Annotated in this window: 16 protein-coding genes; 4 read left to right on the top strand and 12 right to left on the bottom strand. The window is 31.0% G+C overall.

The window, feature by feature from the left end:
• The 6 genes from glpK to CJ192_RS05450 form a co-directional block, all read right to left on the bottom strand.
• Window positions 1–2,244 carry a glycerol kinase GlpK gene (glpK, locus tag CJ192_RS05425; RefSeq protein WP_102198034.1) on the bottom strand — a complete coding sequence of 748 codons (2,244 nt, stop codon included), beginning with the start codon at window positions 2,242–2,244 and terminating at the stop codon, window positions 1–3.
• A 1-nt stretch (window position 2,245) separates the two neighbouring features.
• Window positions 2,246–3,787 (bottom strand): FGGY-family carbohydrate kinase, encoded by a 1,542-nt coding sequence (locus CJ192_RS05430; RefSeq protein ID WP_004817884.1) that lies wholly within the window; start codon window positions 3,785–3,787, stop codon window positions 2,246–2,248.
• Window positions 3,788–3,851: 64 nt separating this feature from the next.
• The gene (locus CJ192_RS05435; RefSeq protein ID WP_004818029.1) at window positions 3,852–4,217 is read right to left on the bottom strand and encodes a DUF1667 domain-containing protein; all 366 of its coding nucleotides are present in this window, start codon (window positions 4,215–4,217) and stop codon (window positions 3,852–3,854) included.
• Window positions 4,207–5,484: an NAD(P)/FAD-dependent oxidoreductase gene (locus tag CJ192_RS05440; RefSeq protein WP_004817866.1), complete on the bottom strand. Its 1,278-nt coding sequence runs from the start codon at window positions 5,482–5,484 to the stop codon at window positions 4,207–4,209. Before CJ192_RS05440 ends, CJ192_RS05435 begins: the two co-directional genes overlap by 11 nt.
• A gap of 2 nt (window positions 5,485–5,486) precedes the next feature.
• Entirely contained in the window at window positions 5,487–6,926 is a 1,440-nt protein-coding gene (locus tag CJ192_RS05445; RefSeq protein ID WP_004818020.1) for an NAD(P)/FAD-dependent oxidoreductase, read from the bottom strand.
• 9 nt (window positions 6,927–6,935) lie between these two features.
• Entirely contained in the window at window positions 6,936–8,216 is a 1,281-nt protein-coding gene (locus CJ192_RS05450) for a RuBisCO large subunit C-terminal-like domain-containing protein (RefSeq protein ID WP_102198035.1), read from the bottom strand.
• A gap of 245 nt (window positions 8,217–8,461) precedes the next feature.
• Between CJ192_RS05450 and CJ192_RS05455 the strand changes: the two genes are divergently transcribed.
• The 4 genes from CJ192_RS05455 to CJ192_RS05470 all read left to right on the top strand — a co-directional run bounded on the left by CJ192_RS05455 (window position 8,462) and on the right by CJ192_RS05470 (window position 12,882).
• Window positions 8,462–9,223, top strand: a complete 762-nt coding sequence (locus tag CJ192_RS05455) for a DeoR/GlpR family DNA-binding transcription regulator (protein ID WP_102198036.1) — start codon at window positions 8,462–8,464, stop codon at window positions 9,221–9,223.
• A 209-nt stretch (window positions 9,224–9,432) separates the two neighbouring features.
• Window positions 9,433–10,482: a glycerol-3-phosphate dehydrogenase gene (locus tag CJ192_RS05460; protein ID WP_102198037.1), complete on the top strand. Its 1,050-nt coding sequence runs from the start codon at window positions 9,433–9,435 to the stop codon at window positions 10,480–10,482.
• A 22-nt stretch (window positions 10,483–10,504) separates the two neighbouring features.
• Window positions 10,505–12,010, top strand: a complete 1,506-nt coding sequence (xylB, locus tag CJ192_RS05465; RefSeq protein WP_102198038.1) for a xylulokinase — start codon at window positions 10,505–10,507, stop codon at window positions 12,008–12,010.
• Window positions 12,011–12,075: 65 nt separating this feature from the next.
• Window positions 12,076–12,882, top strand: coding sequence for a Cof-type HAD-IIB family hydrolase (locus CJ192_RS05470; RefSeq protein ID WP_102198039.1), 807 nt, complete (start codon window positions 12,076–12,078; stop codon window positions 12,880–12,882).
• Between the two features lie 213 nt (window positions 12,883–13,095).
• On the opposite strand, the gene CJ192_RS05475 is transcribed toward CJ192_RS05470, so the two are convergent.
• From CJ192_RS05475 to CJ192_RS05500, 6 genes are all read right to left on the bottom strand, one after another.
• Window positions 13,096–14,430 (bottom strand): sodium-dependent transporter, encoded by a 1,335-nt coding sequence (locus tag CJ192_RS05475; protein WP_102198040.1) that lies wholly within the window; start codon window positions 14,428–14,430, stop codon window positions 13,096–13,098.
• Between the two features lie 65 nt (window positions 14,431–14,495).
• Complete coding sequence (locus CJ192_RS05480; RefSeq protein WP_102198041.1) at window positions 14,496–16,139, bottom strand: tryptophanase; 1,644 nt, start codon at window positions 16,137–16,139, stop codon at window positions 14,496–14,498.
• A gap of 356 nt (window positions 16,140–16,495) precedes the next feature.
• Window positions 16,496–17,077: a phosphohydrolase gene (locus tag CJ192_RS05485; protein ID WP_102198042.1), complete on the bottom strand. Its 582-nt coding sequence runs from the start codon at window positions 17,075–17,077 to the stop codon at window positions 16,496–16,498.
• Complete coding sequence (locus CJ192_RS05490; RefSeq protein ID WP_102198043.1) at window positions 17,064–17,768, bottom strand: acyl-[acyl-carrier-protein] thioesterase; 705 nt, start codon at window positions 17,766–17,768, stop codon at window positions 17,064–17,066. Before CJ192_RS05490 ends, CJ192_RS05485 begins: the two co-directional genes overlap by 14 nt.
• A gap of 1 nt (window position 17,769) precedes the next feature.
• Window positions 17,770–19,404: an ABC1 kinase family protein gene (locus tag CJ192_RS05495; RefSeq protein ID WP_102198044.1), complete on the bottom strand. Its 1,635-nt coding sequence runs from the start codon at window positions 19,402–19,404 to the stop codon at window positions 17,770–17,772.
• Between the two features lie 2 nt (window positions 19,405–19,406).
• Window positions 19,407–19,847 (bottom strand): deoxycytidylate deaminase, encoded by a 441-nt coding sequence (locus tag CJ192_RS05500; RefSeq protein WP_004815378.1) that lies wholly within the window; start codon window positions 19,845–19,847, stop codon window positions 19,407–19,409.
• Between the last annotated feature and the right edge of the window lie 82 nt (window positions 19,848–19,929).

Genomic DNA, 19,929 nt, shown 5'->3' on the forward strand with positions numbered 1-19,929 from the left:
CTATTTTTTCATCCAGCCTTTAGAATATTCGACAGCTCTTTTCCAGTCTTCATATGATTCTTTAACTTTTTCTTTATTTCTATCTGGTGTAAATTCTTTTGCTGATTTCCAAAGATCTTTTATAACTTCTTTGTTTTCCCAAACGCCAGCTCCAAGTCCTGCAAGATAAGCTACACCTAGTGAAGTTGTTTCTGTATCAAGAGGTCTTTTTATTGGCATATCTAATAAGTTTGATTGGAATTGCATTAGATAATCATTGTTACTTGCTCCTCCATCAACTTTCATATTGCTTACTTTAATTCCAGTTTCCTTTTCTATTTGGTCTAATAAATCTTCTGTTTGATAAGCAATTGAATCTAGTCCAGCTTTTATTATATGTTTTCTTTCAACACCAGAACTTAATCCTATTATCATTCCTCTTGCATACATATCCCAATGTGGTGCACCTAGTCCTTGGAAAGCTGGAACGAAAAATACCCCATTTGAATCTTCTAAAGATTTAACTTCTTCTGTCATCTTGTCATTATCATCATAGAGTTTAATTTTTTCTTTTAGCCACTTCATTACCTCTCCAGTTGTAAGGATACTTGCTCCAACTGCATAGTAAGGTTTATTATCAAATGACCAAGCAAGAGTTAACAAGCCTTTATCAGATTTTATAGTTTTTTCTCCTATATATACTAAAGGAACGTTACTTGTTCCATAGGTATTTTTACAGTCTCCTTCTATAAAACAAGCTTGACCAAATAGTGAAGATTGTTGGTCTCCTACTAAGGAATGGATAGGAAGCTTGGTTCCTAGTATTTTTTCATCTACAAAACCATAATCATCAATTGTATCTTTTACTTCTGGCAAAATTGATTTTGGTATGTCTAATTTTTCTAATATTTCATCATCCCATTTTAGGTCATAAATATTATATAACATAGTTCTTGATGCGTTAGTAGAGTCTGTTGCGTGAACTTTTCCACCTGTTAAATTCCATAAAAGCCAAGTATCTATTGTTCCAAATAATACTTCATCTTTTTCTATATCTTCTTTTACACCTTCTACATTATCTATAATCCACCTAATTTTTGATGCTGAATAAGTTGCGTCTATTATTAAGCCTGTTCTTTCATTTATAAAATCATTTAAGCCTTGATCGATTAAAGATTGGCAATAATCAGCCCCTCTTCTACAGGCCCAAACTATTGCATTATAATATGGCTTTCCAGTTTTTTTATTCCACATTATTGTGGTTTCTCTTTGATTTGTAATTCCAACAGAAGCTATATTGGATGCATTTATATCAGCTTTTTTTATCGCCTCTTTCATAGCCTCTACTGTAACATCAAGTATTTCTTCTGGATCTTGTTCATGCCAACCTGATTTAGGAAAATATTGTTTAAAATCACTTCCCTTAAATGCCATCCTATTTGCAGACTTATCAAATACAGCCGCCCTAGAACTTGTTGTTCCTTCATCAATTACTAAAACATATTTTGCTTTTTTTTTATCATCTAATAAATCATATTTTTCTGCTACTGTTTTTAATTTCTTTTCTAACTCTACCCTATCAATAACAGAATCTAGGACAGTGTACTCATCTCCCAAGTCTACCTTATCTTCAGCATCCTTAGAAACAAACCACTCATCAATGTCTTTATCATTTGCGTTTTTATAATTATCAATATTGTAGATAAATATCTCAACCTTATCTCTTACACCCCAATAAGATAAGATATTTCCAATATTTTCTTTTATCATAAAACTTGATACTATACCCTCGGCACAAACTGTAGCAAATTTTATTTTTTCATCATCTAAATTATTTAATAGTTTATGAATATGACTTCTTGATGTTGCATCTTCAAATTCTTTTAATATATTTTCATCTGATAAATTTTTAGTTAAGCTTGAAAGATATTTTAAATGCTTATCGCTTCCTGTTGTTGCAAGAGTAAATAGGTTATAGATTGGATTTTCTTCATCATTTGAAACTATAACAGGACAGCTAAGTCTTAGAAGTGATAAGGAATCTTCATTTACAAAAGATGAGTCTTTAGTATGGGCAATGGCTATTCCCTTACCTAAATTTATATAAGGACCATTTTTTTCGATATTTTCTATAATATTTTCAATAAAGCCTTCTTTGATAGAACCATCATCAAGAAGTGGTTTAGCTGATAAATATAGGGCTTTTTTCCAATCAAGTTTAAGGTCTGTAAATTTTATATTATCTTTTTTTATTATTTCATTCATTTTATTTATCTATCCCTTTCTCAGTCATATATTTATTTACATCATCTAAAATTTCTCTACGCTCATTCCAAAGGTCATTATAGGCAAGTCTTAATTTTTTATATAGGGTGAAGTACCTATCATAGATGTATTTTTTGTCTTTATTTGGATAAATTTTATCTAGAGCTTCACAGCATTTCGCCTTAGCTTCTGGATAATCTTTGTAATATCCCAAAGCTATTAGAACCATAATTGCAGCACCCTTTGCCCCAAGTTCATATCCTTTTGATTTATTTACAACAAGTCCTGTTGCATCTGCTATTAATTGAGGAAGAATTGTTGATTTAGCTCCACCACCTGATATAAATATTTCTCCATCATCACTTGCCTTTAATAGACAATCTTTAACAGCAAAAATCATTCCTTCATATACAGCTTTTACTAGGCTTGCCCTATCTGTATCTTGATTTATACCAAAAAATGACGCTTTAGCATTTACGTTTGTAAAAGGTGCCCTTTCACCAGCAGCTCCTATGTATGGGTGATAAATAAGTCCACCACAACCAGGTTTTACTTCCCTAATTACTTCGTCAATGATTTTATAATCTTTATTGACAGCAATTTCTCCTACTGACCAATCAATATTTGGCATACCATTCATAGTAGGATTCATTGATATGGTAAGGTTTTCTATGGCGTGATTTTCGTATCTAGAATCACCGAATTCTGCCTTATCTTTTTCAAGTACAACTTGAACTCCACAAGTTGTTCCAAGAATTATTCCTATATCATTATTTTCTACAGCTCCCATACCAACCATGGAATTTACAAGGTCTATTCCACCCATTACTACTGGAATACCTGCATTTAATCCAACATTATCAGCCACTTTTTGTGTTAAGTATCCACCGATATCATGTGGTTTTTTAACTTCTGGAATTAGTCTTAAATATTTTTCAAGCCCTAATTTTTTATAAATACTTTTAGCTGGTTGGTTAGTACTTAAATCAAGATGGGCAGTTCCTGCATCTGTTGTATCAGTGAAAACTTCACCTGTAAGATTAAATCTTATCCAGTCTTTACAGAAAAACATTTTGTCGGCTTTTTCTAAAACTTCTGGTTGATTTTTGTTCATCCACATCAATAGAATTAATTGGTTTCCTGGAAATGCTGTTAGTCCTGTTGTTTTAACAATGTCTTTGTATAGATTTTCGTTTTCATCTTTTAATAAATTTTCTACTTCTTTATAGGCTCTTCCATCATTCCATAAATAAGCGTTTTGAATAGGTTTTCCGTATTCATCTATTAACCAAATTCCTTCACCTTGACCTGTAACTCCCATTCCTATGACGTCATCTTTATTAATTTTATTTCTTCTCATTAAAAGAATTAGAGAGTTTAAAACGTTTTGCCAAACAACATTCATATCTTGTTCAATTTCATTATTAGGCAAATAATAAGGTAAATTTGGGACACTTTCAGTATAAAGTTCATTACCTTCTAAATCAAATAAGACACTTTTAACATTAGTTGTTCCAGCATCAATTCCAATTACATACTTCATCCTATGCACTCCTCGTTTTATATATTTTAGGCAATTAAAGACTTAGCTTTAATTGCCTTATTTATTATTTTCTTACAGCCTTAGTTGATATTAAATCTATTCCCGTATCTTTAATATTTTCAACTAAAACCTGACCTCTTTTAATAGGTGCTGTTACCTTCATTTTATTTATTTCATCCACTATTTCTTTGTATAATTTTTTTGGAATTTCTCCATCTGTTCTTATTGGAAGTCTTCTTTCAGTTTCACTTATAAGTTTTATAGTGGCTGTTATAGTTCTTTTTGGATCAACTATTTCATCTACTGCATATTGTTCTCCCCTTGGACATTGGTTACCTTCAACAATTAATTGGTCTGGGTGTTCAATATTGCCGATAAATAACTTACAACCCCTAGGACATTTTATACAAACTAACTCTTTATTCTTCATAAATATCTTCTCCCTCAACACGAATATTTATTGTATCTTCTATTTTTTCAAGTTTTGTTTTAGGAATTATTAATTTTTCCATTTCAGAAGGTTGAGTAGCCCATCTTTTCTTTCTTATTATTTCATTGCCATCTTTATCTTCTACAACAAATGAAACTCCACCAGAAGGCTTTCTTACCCTAAACTTAAGTTCAACATGCTTATTTTTATCTTCAATTACTTGAGGTACAACATAGCCTATATTTTTATCATGTTTTACCAAAATATGTGATTTTTTTTCTTTACTTTCTGCATTCAAGTAAGAAACAACGTTTTTAGCAGCTTCTTCAGCCTCATCAGAAACTAAATCTACTACATCGTGTATATGTAAAACATTACCACAAGCAAAAACGCCAGGTATATTTGTTTCAAGTGAGTTGTTTACTATTGGGCCCTTTGTCGCCTTATCTATATCAACCCCTAAATTTCTTGATAATTCATTTTCAGGAATCAATCCTACAGAAAATAGGACTGTATCGCATTCTACTTCTTCTTCAGTTCCTTCTATGATATTATAATTTTTATCTACTTCAGCAATAACTACTGATTCAACCCTGTCTTTTCCTTTTATTTCAGCAATTGTGTGTGATAATTGTAAAGGAATTCCAAAATCATCCAAACATTGGGCTACATTTCTTTGAAGTCCATTTGTATATGGTTCAATTTCAACTACTCTTTCAACCTTAGCACCTGTAAGAGTAAGTCTTCTTGCCATTATAAGTCCTATATCTCCTGATCCTAGAATTACAACTTTTTTTCCAACCTTATATCCATCAATGTTTAAATATTTTTGTGCAAGTCCTGCATTAAAAACTCCTGCCGGTCTAAATCCTGGAGTTTCTATCATCATCCTAGTTCTTTCTCTAGCACCCATTGCAAGAATTACAGTTTTTGCTTCAAGTTCTAGGTATCCATCATCCATTGATGCACATTCTACTATTTTGTTTCCATTTTCTATTTCTCTTAAATCTAAAACGATGGAATGTAGTAAGTAGTCTATATTTTTATCTTCTACAAAATCTATATATCTTCCTGCATATTCTGGTCCTGTCAATTCTTCATTAAACTTTAAAATTCCAAAACCATTGTGTATACATTGATTTAGTATTCCACCTAGCTCCTTATCTCTTTCGATAATAAGCATATTTCTAACGCCTTCTTCATAAGCTTCTTTGGCTGCTGTAAGGCCTGCTGGACCTCCACCAATAATTATTAAATCATAAACCATTTTTATTCTTCTCCAATTAAAATTTCGCTACCCTTGTTTTCTTTGAGTATCTCTTCAGGTTTTTTACCTAATTCTCTACTTAAAATTTCAACAATTCTTGATTCACAGAATCCGCCTTGGCACCTACCCATACCTGATCTTGTTCTTCTTTTAACTCCATCTACAGTAGTTGCACCACAAGGTCTTCTTATAGCATCCAATATTTCTGCTTCTGGAACAACTTCACATCTACAGATTACGTTTGCATATTTAGGATCCTTATCTACTAATTTCTTTCTTTCTTCAGTTGATAGTTTTGAGAAGTCTACAATAGCTTTTCTTTTTTTATCATAATTTGATTTTTCTTTTAAGTCTATGTCTTTTTTCATAAGATCAACCATATATTCTGCTATGGCAAATGATGATGCTATACCAGGTGATTGAATTCCTATTGCATTATAAAAACCCTTATTTTTTTCATCTTCTTCTATAACAAAATCATTATTTGAATTTACTTCAACAGGTCTTAGTCCTGAGAAAACTCTTATAATATATTTCTTTTCAAGCTCTGGGATAAGTCTTGATGCAGAGTTGAATAATAAGTCTGCTTGATCTTTTGTAAAGCTTGTATTTTCTTTATCTTTTTGTATCTCTGCAGTTGATCCTAAAATTATATTTCCACCACAAGCTGGTATTGCTGCCATTCCTTTTGTATGAGCACCAGGAACTGGGAATAGGGTTGTTTGAAGTTCAAAGCCAATGTTTCCATCTATAATCATCAAAGACCCATGTCTTTCAGTTATTTCATGTGATCCTGGATTTACAAGGTTAGCAATTACATCTCCATAAACTCCAGCTGCATTTACAATATATTTTGTCTTATACTCATTACCTTCTTTAGTTTTTACTGTATAAAAATCTCCATCTTTTTTTATATCACAAACAGTATTTGAAGTTTTAACTTCAGCACCATTTATTACAGCGTTTTCACAACAAGCCTCAGCTATGGTGTAAGGATCTGTTATTCCTGCTGATGGAGCAAGAAGTGCATACTTAACTTCAGGATTTGCATGTGGTTCAAGTTCTAAAATTTCATCGGTCTCAATTATTCTTAATCCTGGAACCTTATTTTGTTTTCCATTTTCATATAACTTATCTAAAGTTTCTTTCTCTGATTCATTGAAGGCTAAAGTCATTGATGGTTTACTTTCATAAGGTATTCCTAAATCTTTTGCATATTGCTCAAAAATTTCTGTTCCCCTTACATTTAATTTTGCCTTCAAACTACCTGCTGTAGCATCGTATCCAGAGTGTACTACTCCACCATTTCCCTTTGTTACTCCAGCTCCTACATCTGTATTTGCTTCAAGTAACAATAAATCTAGTTCGTATTTTGACAATTCTCTAAGGATGTTTGCGCCAGTAGCGCCTCCACCTATTACAATTACATCATAATTTTTCATTTTTTACTCCTATAACCTATCATCAATTCCCCAAATTTCTAAAGCCTTATCCAATTCTTTATGGTTTTTTCTAGCTTCATTTAGGTCAATTCCTTGGCATGCTGATTCAATTGATTGAATCATTGCCTTTACTCCAGATTCTGCCCCATCTGGATGACCTTGTACAGCTCCGCCAGCTGCCAACATTATATCTTTTCCTAATTGTTTAATATAAGTTGGAACAATTCCAGGATTTACTCCTCCACCACAACATGGCATTGTTTTTTTATAAGATGGATGATCAAGCATTAATTCATGAGCTGTTCTTAAGTACCTACTCTTTTTGAGTGGGTATCCACCATATGGTGTATTTATCATAACAACATCAGCCCCTGCCATCCTTGCAAATTTTCCTAAAAATAGGTTTGAGGCAATTCCTGAAAATGCACTTTCATAGTAAGGACCAGCAGATGCGTAGTGAGCTATAACAGGAACATCTATATTTTTTGTTAAATATTGTAAAACATCTATTCCAACAGATGCAAAGTTTAACATTACAAGTTTAGCGCCCTTATCAACAGCCATTTTTGCATTATCTAAAATTTTATCAACATGGTCTGTTATATTTGGTACATATAAAGTTTTCTTGCCAGTTTCTTCATAAGCCCTATTAGATGCTTCTATGTATTTATCCAACCTATCTTCCAATGTACAATAAGAAGGATTTGCCAAAAGTTCATCATCTTTAATTAAATCAACTCCACCAAGAGCTGTTTGATAAAAAATTTCTGCTCCAGCTTCTGCCTTAAATCCTAAACATGGCTTAATCATATTTAATAAGATAGGACGATCTTTTACTCCACTAACTTCTCTTAAGCCCTCTATACCAAAATTAGGACCATTAAACATATCTGTAAATTTCTTTGGCATATAAATATCTATAAGCTTAGCTTGGGTTGATGTCGAAGCATCATTTCCTAAAAGCGTTGTCATAATCATTGGAAATTTTGGTCCAAAATTATCAAAAGGATATGCTATAGAAAATATGTAATCCCTATATTCTAAAATGGAATCATCTACAAGATCAGAAGCAGGAACTTCTACTATGTTTACAATTTTTCCCATATATTTTTTTCTCATTTCATCAGTTATACCTGGTACCTTAACCCAAGTACCTAATGATTGACCTATAGCAAAACTTTTTGCTTTTTCATACGGGTCAACGTTTTTCTCAAGTCTAAGATAATAACTTGCAACTATGTAGTCAGAATTATTAATATTTTCAAATAATTCATAAATAATATTACTCATTTAATCCCCCTTAATTGTGATTTCAAATCGAATCACAATCATTATGCGTCGTATTTAATCATTTGATTTATTATCTGCTTTGAATATATCATATGATTTTTTAAAAGTCAATAATTGTTAAATAAATAATAATTTTTTTCATTTTAATCATTTTTTCATCAATTTAATATTTTTTAATATCATTTGATTTAAAAATTGCTAAAAGTGATATTTTATGATATTATTATTTTGAAAAAGGTGATTAAATGATAAAAGAAAAAAGATTAGAATTAATTAAAAAAATAGTAAATGATAAAAAAAATGTATCAGTTAAATATCTTTCTGATTCTTTAGGCCATGCCGAATCAACTATTAGAAGTGATTTAAATGATTTAAATAGGGCTGGCGATATAAAAAGAATTCATGGTGGAGCAGCTAAGATAGACGATGTTTCTGATTCCAAATTTGTTTTTTTTGAAAATAGATTAAGCGAAGAGATAAATGAGAAAAAATTAATTGCATCCAAGGCTATTAAATACATAGAAGATGATCAAAGCATCGCCCTTGACGGTTCTACAACTTGTTATGAGCTTGCAAAATTAATTGCAAAAACTAAGCTTAGACTTACTGTTATAACTAATGGTTTGATGGTTGCTGAAGCTATTAATAATAACCCATTAATTACTACTATCTTGATTGGTGGCATGCTTTCTAATGAAACTTTTACTACTGAGGGAAGTTTTAATAATGAACTTTTAAATGAAGTTAATATAAGTACTTTCTTCTTCTCCTCTAGAGGAATAGATACTAGATCTTTGACTGATTTTAATATTTATGAAGTAAGATTGAAAAACCAGATATTAAATAAAAGCAGAAGAAATATAGCCCTAATTGATAGTTCTAAGTTTGGATCAACTTCTACTTCTACCATTTGCCAAACTAATGATGTCGATATTATTATAAGTGATGACAAACTTGATGAGAAGGTTAGAGAGAAGTTTATCTCTAAAAATATAGAAATATTATAAATTATTCACACAAACTATTGAGTCCTATTTTAATTATAGGGCTTTTAAATTTATTTTGTTTAATCAAATGATAATAATTTTATATCAATTGATTTATTTTGATTGACACTTCTAATTTATGGTGATATATTATAAATGATTTAATATTTAATTTTTTATTAAATATTTAGGCTGAATTTATTTTGAAAACGTTTATTAAAGGAGATTATATGAGTGTAATTACAGTTATTGGTTCAGGACAAATGGGATCATCTTTGAGTATCCCTCTTTTAGATAATGGTCACGAAGTTAGGTTGGTTGGTAGTCCTCTTGATGGTGAAATTATTGATGGCTTAAGAGAAAATAATCATCACAAAACTTTGATGAGAGATTTGCCAAAAACTGATAAGTTAAAATTTTATAAAATTGAAGAGCTTGATAAGGCCCTACCAGGAACTGACCTTGTTGTTTGTGGTGTATCAAGTTTTGGAGTTGACTGGTTTGGAAAAGAAATTTTACCAAAAATTCCAAAAGATATTGAAATTCTTTCTGTTACCAAGGGAATGATTAATGAAGATGACGGAAATTTGACTGTATATCCTGATTATTGGAAAAGAGAATATGATAACGACAGAGATATCTATGCTATAGGCGGTCCTTGTACTGCTAGAGGTCTTACTGATAAGGAAGAGACTTTTGTAGCTTTTTGTGGAGTTGATGTAGAAAAATTAAAATGGATTAAGTCAATTTTTGAAACTCCTTACTATATTATAAATCTTACAACTGATGTTGTTGGCCTTGAGGCTGCTGTTGCCCTTAAAAATGGCTACGCCCTAGCAACTGCTATTGGTATGGGAATGGCTGAAAAAAGAGATGATGGAATCAAATTTATAAATGGAATTTCTACCCTATTCCAACAATCTACTAAGGAAATGTTTGAATTGTTAGAATTTATGAATTGTGATTTGAAAAATATCATGTATGCAGTTGGAGATTTATATGTAACAGTTCAAGCAGGTAGGAGTAGGACTGTTGGTCTTTTATTAGGAAAGGGCCTTAGCATAGAAGAAGTTAAAAAGGAACTTAAGGGTCAAACACTAGAGGCCATAGTTATAGCTACAAGAACTGCAGATGCCGTTAGAAAACTTAGCAAGAAAAATATTCTAGATCAAAAGGACTTCCCTTTGCTAATGCATGTAGATGAATTATTAAATAAAGATGCTAAGTTAAATGTACCTTGGAAAGATTTTGAAATAATCGATGATTATAAAAATAAATAAATTTTAAGAGAAAGAGGATATTATGAATTACTACTTCGGATTAGACCTTGGAACTGGATCTTTAAAAACAGTTTTATTTGATGCCAATGGTAAAGAAATTGCCGTTGCTGAACAAGAATACCCTCATTACCAACCTCATAATGGTTGGTCAGAACAAGAACCTGAAGACTGGTTTAAGGCTGTTAAAAGAAATATTTCTTATATTATGAACAGGGTTGATATCGATAAAAACGATGTCAAAGCTATTGGTTTATCTGGTCAAATGATGGGCTTAATTTTACTTGATAAAAATGGTGACCCTCTAAGAAGGGCTATTCTATGGAATGACGGTAGAACAAGCAAGGCCTGTGAACACGTAAGAGAAATTGTAAGTGATGAATTATTTGAAAAATATAGCCTAACCCCAGCAAGGCCTGGTCTTACTGCTGCAAAAATTCAATGGGTTAAAGATAATGAGCCTGAGATTTTTGAAAAAGCAGAAATGCTCTTACTACCAAAAGATTATGTAAGGTATAGACTCACAGGAAATTATGCTACAGAAGTTTCTGATGCATCTGCAACCCAATTATTAGATGTTGTAAACAGAAAATGGGCTGATGAAATTTTAGATTTGATGGAAATTGATAAATCAAGACTTCCAAAAGTTTATGAATCACATGAAATTACTGGATATGTCGAAAAAAATTTGGCTGATGAATTAGGCCTAAGCCATGAAACAATAGTTGTTGGAGGAGCTAGTGATAACGCAGCTGCAGCTATTGGAGTTGGTGTTGTAAAACCTGGAAGAACCCTTACAACCATAGGAACTTCCGGAACTGTATTTTCATTTTCAGAAAAACCAATTTTAGATAAAAACAGGAGTGTTTACTGTTTTTGTATGACCATGCCTAATACTTGGCATTATATGGGAAGTGTAAACTCAGCAGGTGGATCTCTAAAATGGTGGAGAAACACTTATTATCCAGATGATAAAGATTATTTAGAAATTAATAAAGATTTAGAATCTACAAAACCTGGAAGTGAAAATTTGATTTTCCTACCTTACCTAAACGGAGAACAATCACCTCACTTTAACCTTGAGTGTAGAGGATCTTTTGTTGGCTTATCTACATTAAATACTAAAAAAGATATGACTAGGGCTGTCTTTGAAGGAATAAGCTATGCCTTAAATGATATAAAAAATGGTATAGAAAATACTGGAACACCAATTGATATAATCCACATGTGTGGCGGTGGTTCAAAAAGTGAATTTTGGAGACAACTTTTAGCTGATGTCTATGACCTACCAGTTGCCCTTCCAGATATGAACTCAGAAAATAGTGCAGCCTTGGGAGCTGCTATGCTTGGTATGGTAGGTTACGGTCAATACAAAGATTTGGTAGAAGCATCTGATCATATTTTAAAAATGAAAGATCATGTATACACACCAAATAAAGAAAACGTGGAAATATATAAGAAATATTACGAAGAATTTAGAAAACTTTACCCAGCATTAAAAGAATCTTACGCTTCAATTCTTCACCTATAATAAATAAAAAAAGCTTCTAATTAACAAATGTTTAGTGAGAAGCTTTTTTATAAAAGAGGAGAAATATGAAAAAATTAATCGCTCTAGACGTTGATGGTACCCTGGTTAATTCAAATCATGTAATTACAGAAAAAACCAAAAATACCCTCTTAAAATGTCAAAAAGAAGGACACATACTTGTTATAGCTTCAGGAAGGGATGTTGAAGGGGTAAAAGACTTGGCAGAAGATCTTGAATTTGACACTTATAATGGACTATTATCAAACTATAATGGATGTAGGGTTACAGACTTTGCCACAGGCCAAGTCTTATTTAACCATACCTTTAAAATTGACCAATCAAATGAAATAATAAGCTTTGTTAAAAATTTAGATGTTGAAATATTTACTTTTAAAGACGGAAAAGTATATTCTGACGATAAGAACAATAAATCTTTGATTGATACAACAAAAAGACTAAAAATAGGATACCTTATAGATAAAAATATGAGAAATGGGATAGATTTTTTGGCAAATAATATGATAATAGGTGGAAGTAAAGAAAAAATCGACCAAGTATACCCTATTGTTCAGAAAGAATTTGAAAGTAAATATACAGTAGTAAGGACAACTGCCAACTATGTGGAATTTATGCCAAAAGGATTTTCAAAGGGCTCTTCCCTACTAGAAATTGCCAAATATTATAAAATAGATAAAAAAAACATCATAGCTTTTGGTGATGAAGAAAATGATTATTCTATGTTTGATATAGGAGCTTTTTCTGTTGCTATGGGAAATGCCAGTGAAAAAATAAAAGAAAAGGCTGATTTTGTAACAAAATCTAATGATGAAGATGGTATAGCTTACTATCTAGAAAACTATCTGCTTAAATAAATTTAAATGATCTTGTCATAGGAAAATTATATAATTTATAATATAAAAGCTTCTGATTAAAACAATCAGAAGCTTTTACTTTAAACTTTTTTAAATAAAAAATGTACCAAACCTCACTTAAATCAAAGTTTAGCTTGGTACATATATTAAATATTTTTTCTCTTACACATATTAGCACTTAGTGTTATAATTTTTAATAATTATTTTAAATTATCAGCCAATTCCACCTAATATTGCTCCAGCAATTAAGGCTAGTACAGCTGCTCCTACATATACATATTTTGTAAGAGGATAGAACCAATTACCTACAGGCTTATCTGATCCTTCATTAACAGCTTTTAAGGCGAATTCTTTACCTGCCACCCAAATAAACATGATTGCTGCTAAAGCTGCTCCAAGTGGGCAAATGTAAATAGAAATTACATCCATCCATTCTGAAACTATAGGTTGAATTAACATAGCAACTACACATCCAAAGACATGGATTATTAGAGTTGATTTTTTTCTTGAAAAATTAAATTTTTCTTGTAAGTAAGCTACTGATGATTCATATAAATTTATGATTGAACTTATTCCTGCAAATAATACGCAAACATAAAATATAATAGAAACTATTCTACCACCTGGCATACCATTCATTACATGTACTAAATGAATAAACATAAGTCCTGGGCCGCCAGTATCAAGTGCTGCATTAGATGTTGCCATAGCCGGAATTATTACAAAAGCTGCCATCAAAGCTGCTATTGTATCAAATACAGCTACGTTTCTTGCTGAACTTATCAAATTTTCTTTTTTGGATAAGTATGATCCATAAATTACTGTTCCAGATCCTGCTACTGATAAGGAGAAGAAAGCTTGTCCAAAAGCATAAATCCAAACCTTAGGATTTTTTATAAGTTCTTTATCGACTGTAAAAATATATTCATAACCTTTTGATGATCCTGGTATTGTATAAATATATATTGCAAGTCCTATAAATAAAACAAATAAGGCTGGCATCATAATTTTGTTAGATTTTTCAATACCATTAGATACTCCAAGTATCATTATAGTAAAACTTACTACTATAGCAACGACTATCCAAAAATGAGCTCCCACGGCAGTTTCGGAAAAGGTTTTTCCAATTATGTCCATATCTTGCTCCATAGCAGTTAAGCTACCTGTGAAAGCCATAAAAGTATATTTAAATATCCAAGCCATAACGCATGTATAACCAATAGCCAAGGCTAATGATCCTCCCACAGGTATAATTCCTAGATTTTCACCTATACTTTTTTTGCCATATTTAAGCTCAGTACACTTTCCAAAAGCCCTAACTGTTCCAGATTCTGTAGAACGTCCCAAGGCCATTTCTGCTATTACACCAGTCTTAGCAATTAATACTACAAAAATAAAATATGGTATCAAAAAAGTCATTCCACCATATTGAGAAACTAGAATTGGAAATCTCCAAATATTTCCCATTCCCACTGCAGATCCTATACATGCTAGTATAAATCCCCACTTAGACTGAAATCCATCTCTGTTTGATATTTGATTGTCCATAATATACCTCTTTATTAGTAAATCAACAGGACTTTAAAATCCTGTTGATTTATTAATTTTTAAATTTATTTTTCGTCTTCTGATGGTTCATATGGCTCTAAGAATGCGTGGAAGTGACGCATTGGTAGATTATGACCTTTAACAATCTTAATATTTGGAATTGAAGCCCTGTCTTCATATAAAGCTTTTACAGCTGCAATTACATAATCCATATGTTCTTTGCTTAATTGGCTTCTGTTTACTGCAAATCTTACTACGTTAGCTACTTCTTTTTGTTGTTCAGGTGTTTTTAAATCGTATTCCATTGAATAGTTTCCAAGTTCAGCTGTTCTTATTCCATATCTTCTTATAAGTTCAACTGAGAATCCTTGACCTGCAAATGTTTCTGGAGCTCTCTTGTTATCAAAGAATTCATCCATATTTATATAAACACCGTGTCCACCAGCTGGAAGTACAACACCCTTTACTCCTGCTTTATAGAATCCTTGTGCTAGATATTCACATTGTTTTGTACGAGCATCTAAGTATTCAAATTTTGAAGCTTCATAAAGTCCTGCTGCAAGTGCCATGATATCTCTACCACTCATTCCACCGTAAGAATCATTACCGTAGCATGAGATTTGTTTAACTTTAAGTAGGATACCTACGTCAGTTTTTAATGATCCATCTTCGTTAAAGTCTGAGAATTTTTTCCAGAATAATCCCTTATCTCTGAAAGCTAAAACTCCACCCATGTTTGCGTGTCCATCTTTTTTAAGTGAAGCTGTGAAACCATCGCAATATGAGAACATTTCTTTAGCAATTTCATTTATTGACTTATCTTGGTATCCTTCTTCATTTACTTTGATGAAGTAAGCATTTTCTGCCCATCTAGCTGCGTCAAACATGTATGGTATATCGTATTTGTGAGCTATTCTTGAACATTCTCTCATATTTGCCATTGATACTGGTTGACCACAAACTGTATTGTTTGTAATTGTTGTATAGATTAATGGAACATTTTCAGCTCCAAGTTTTGTGATCAATTCTTCAAGTTTTTCTGTGTCCATATTTCCTTTGAATGGATTTTTTTCATATTTACCACCCTCTGGAACTTCCCAAAGCAATTCTTTGTTATAAAGATTTCTAGGAATTGAACCCATTTGTTTAATGTTTCCTTCAGTTGTATCAAAGTGTCCGTTTGATGGAATTGTATAAGTTTTTCCTGGTTCACGTTCATTTAAAATATTTCTAACAAGTTCAAATAATACTGATTCAGCAGCACGTCCTTGTTGAATAATGAAAGTATTTGGTCTTTCCATTTGAGCAGATCCACCGTTAAATAATCCGCCTTCATATTCACAAAGATAAACTTCATCCATCATTTTTTCAACGTCTTCACAATCAGTTCTAACAAGATCAATTATTCTTTTTTGATCATTTCCTCTTTCAAAAACATCTCTAAATGTATCTAAAAGAACATAATATCCCTTATTTCTACCGTAAGATTCATCTCCCAAAAACATAGCAGACCATTGAACGTCTGTCATTGCTGTTGTTCCTGAATCTGAAAGCATGTCAATTGTAAGCATGCCTGCAGGGAATGCAAATTCATTATAATGAGTAGCTTTTAAAGCTCTTTCTCTTTGTTCTACTGTTACATTTGGAACATTTTTTGTGACATAGGTATAAGAATGTGGTGTAGGTACATCCAATTGGTACTTTTTCATAATATTGCCTCCATATAATTAAGTTTGGTTAAAGTGTACAGAGAACCCCGGTTATTAACTTCGAAAAATTAACTAGCGGACAGTATCCAAATTGAGAACCCCGGTTATCAAAATAATTGTAGACTAGCGAACGATTAAAAAATCTCGGTTATCGAAAATAAAAGTTGATGAGCGGTCAGCACTCTGATATTCTAGAATTATCTATGAAATAGTTTACACTATTATTATTTTATTGTCAACCTATATTTGTTTAAAAATAATCAAGGTTTATATTAAGACATTACTATGGGTTTTTTTGTATTTGTAATAAGTTATTCTGTTTATGAAATCATATTCATAAAAAAACACCCGATAAGTCATCGGGCATTTTTATCAACGTAATATTTAATTGAATTTTTTAATTTTTCTTCAAAATATTTTTGGTAGTCCTTTAATATTTTCATTTCTTTTTCTTTGTCTTCTTTTTTATCTTTGTAATAATTCTCTATTCCAACATAATTTTCTAAAATTGACTTATCTAAAACTTGAATTAATTTATCGTAGTCATTGTATTGGTAGCTTTTTAGGAGGTTTTCCAATTTTTTTTGGTCTTTTTTTTCTATATTAAAATTTTCATCAAAAGTTTTTATATCTTTTATTATAAATTTACTGGTGATTGCTATTCTTGCTGGAAAAAAATATGATTCATTTCTTAGAATATTAAAGCCAGTCATTACTTGGGCTAGGCCTTTTTTATTTTCTTTTTTGCCTATTTCAAAAAGTGAACCACAAGCATAAGCTATATCAGGATCGAGCTTTAATTCTTTTCCTATCATTTTTGCACTTTTTCCAATCAATTTTAACCTAGTAACCCAGGGACCTAAGTTTTGGTTGGATTCTATTAGGTAATAATTTATCTTGTCTTTGTTTGGTATATTTCCAAATTTATCCTTGTACATCTCTTCTCCTAATTTTTCCAAAACTATAAATTTTTCCATTTTCATCTACAAGTTGGTATGATATTTCGACGTTTTTGTCACATTTTTGACCAAATATATATTTTTTATCTCTGATTTCATTTTTATAGACTATATTTATAAATTCTACATCTTGGTCTTTTATTCCACTTATTTCCCCCAACAAATCCATATATGAAGCATTGTTAACATGATAATTTGAATCAAGGTCTGTCCTTCTTATTTGTATTTTTTCCAAAGATCCATAATTTTTTTCGTATTGATGAGATTTCTCTTCATAAATTGGATTTTCTTTTTGGTAAGCACTTGCAATTTCTTTTGGAATTTTTACAGGTCGCATTTTTTTAAGGTCAAATAATAAAAATACACAATAAGCCTTAGCTATTATTTCTCCATCTTTTTCTATAAAGAAATTTCTATAAGCATAGAATTTATTCATATCTATGGCAAATGTTGTAATTTTTATTTTATCTTTTGCTTTTATTGGTTTTTCTATTTTTATGTCCCAAGAATAAACAATCCATCTTTTATCTTTCATTATTTTTTCATCTTCTACTTCTTCTGCTTGATCAAATGAAACTTCAAACATAAATCCTAAAAGATATTTATTTTTTAAGTATCCCTCACTATTTGTAATAAATCTTTCTATTTCAAATTCTTTTGTTTTTCTCATATTATTCCTTTCTATATAGGTTTTTTATGATAATAAATCCCATAAAAAGTCCCAAGCTTATACATAATATTAAAAATGCCTTTAAAAGATTTTGGTCTATCTTTATATTTGATAGGCTCAAAAGAGAAAAACCTATAATTATAGAAAGACCTAGAAAAATTATGGCTTGGCTTTTTTGATTTTCTATTTTTTCGTAAGATTTTCTTTCTTCTTCACTTTTTTGGTCTATTATTCTAAAATCTCCCCTGGCAAGTTGCCTTAGGATATTTAAAGTAGTTTGAGGAAATTCTTTTATCAAGGAGTAGGTGTCATAGAATTTTGGTCTTAGCCTATTCACTACAATATCTGGGCTAAATATTTTAAAAACCATAGATTTTGCAATAGGAAGGGCAAGTTCTAGGAAGGATTCTTTGTAAACTAATTTTTCTATCAGACCTTCTAATATTAAAACTGTTTTTGCAAAATTTGTAAGCTCTGATGGGATTTTTATGGAATAATCTACCAAAAGGGTATAAAAATCCCTAATCAAATCGGCAAGCTTCATTTGATTTAGGCTCATTACCATATACTTATCCAAAAGTTTTTGGATTCTTTTTTCAAAATCTCCAATTTTCTTGGAATCAAATTCTAGTAAACCCATGCCAATTATGGCATCAGTGATTAATTTTACCTCTCCAAAACTTGCTCCCAAAAATACCTTCATTATTTGGTAGCGATAATTTTCAGATAAATTTCCCACAATTCCAAAATCTAGTAGGTAAATATTTAAGTTTTTATCTACAAAAATATTTCCAGGATGGGGATCTGCATGAAAATATCCATATGTAAACATCTGATTGACATAGGCCTCAATAATTTTTTGGGCCATATCTTTTCTTTTATTAGACTTTTTTTCAAAAACCGACCTAATAGATTTTCCATCAATATATTCTAGGGTCAAAACTTTCTTGCTAGAATAAGAATCATAAACGTCCGGGGATAAAAGGTCATTTTCCTTTACATTTAATTTTCTGTATTTTTTAATATTATTTTTTTCTACTTCAAAGTCTATCTCTTTGTTTAAGGATAGGGAAAATTCTTCTATTATTTCTCCAAAATTAAAAGATTCTATTCCATCAAGCTTACTTTCAAGTTTTTTATAAAGATCTTTCATTATCTTTAAATCTTCTTTTACTCTTTGGTCCAAATCTTTTCTTTGGATTTTTACAACAACTTTTCTTTCAAGAGATCCCACCTTTATACTTGCCAAATGAGTTTGGGCAATAGAACCTGAGGCTAGGGGCTTTTGGTCAAATCCATCAAAAACATCATAGATATCCTTGGAAAATTCTTCATAAAAAACTTGCCTGATATTTTCAAAATCTTCTTCTTTTACATCATCTTGTAATTTTTCAAGCTCACTTATTATATTTTCAGAAAAAATATCCCTTCTCGTTGATAATAATTGACCAAATTTTACAAAAACTGGCCCCAAATCTTCAAATAAGGTCCTCAATTTTTTCCCAAAACGACTTTCTACTTCCCTTATTTGATTAGAATTTTTATTTTTATTTTTTAAAAGTTTTCTAATATCTAAGATTAAATCAAGACTTAAAAATTCTCTTATTATCTCAAGTTTTCTTTTCCTATATCCCATTTTCAATCTCTATTTTCTATTTTTTCAAATTTAATTTTATTTTTCTCCAAAAGCTCAATTGCATATGGATCTACTCTATAATCATTTGTATAATAAATCTCCCTAACCCCAGCTTGGATCAAAGATTTTGTACAATTAAGGCATGGAAAATGTGTAACATAGCAAATTGAATTTTTTACAGAAATTCCTTCCTTGGCACAATATAAAAGCGCATTCATTTCAGCATGGATTGTTGCAATACAATGACCATCTCTCATAGTATGACCAACTTCATCACAATGAGGGTTTCCCTTTATAGATCCATTATAGCCTGTAGAAATTATCCTATTTTCATTATTTACCAAAACACAACCAACATAAGCCCTATCGCAAGTTCCCCTAAGAGCAACCATGTGGGCAAGTTTTATAAAATATTCATTCCAAGTTAACCTATCTTTTGCCATAAATTCACTCCTTAAAAATTATCTTTCTTATATTTTACCAAATTTAAATATTTAATCACTAAAAAAGGCTGAAGATTACTCC

Source organism: Anaerococcus hydrogenalis (assembly GCF_002871895.1).
GTDB classification, from domain to species: domain Bacteria; phylum Bacillota; class Clostridia; order Tissierellales; family Peptoniphilaceae; genus Anaerococcus; species Anaerococcus hydrogenalis.